Raw genomic sequence first — 364 nt, 5'->3', positions numbered from 1 at the left:
GGTGAGGATCGGGTGCCGCTCCTCCGGCGGGGTGAGGATCGTCGACATCTCGCGGATCCCGGCCATGCTCATCTCGAGCGTCCGTGGGATCGGCGTGGCCGACATCGTCAGCACGTCGACGTGCGTGCGCAGCGCCTTGATGTGTTCCTTGTGCTCGACGCCGAATCGCTGCTCCTCGTCGACGATCACCAGACCGAGGTCCTTCCAGCGGATGGCGGTCTGCAGCAGCCGGTGGGTACCGACCACGACGTCGACCTCGCCGTCGGCCATGCCCGCGATGATCTCCTTCGAGTCCCCCACGTCGGTGAACCGGGACAGCCCGCGCACCTTGACCGGGAACGACGCCATCCGCTCGGTGAAGGTC

At 67.3% G+C, this 364-nt stretch carries 1 protein-coding gene; it reads right to left on the bottom strand.

From position 1 onward, the window contains the following. On the bottom strand, positions 1 to 364 hold a 364-nt coding region (locus AC1DYG_RS20840), incomplete at both ends, for a DEAD/DEAH box helicase (RefSeq protein WP_477641728.1).

It is taken from the genome of Pedococcus sp. P1_H8, from assembly GCF_056405175.1.
The sequence above is the reverse complement of the archived record's forward strand: the minus strand, read 5'-3'. Positions and strand labels throughout refer to the sequence as shown.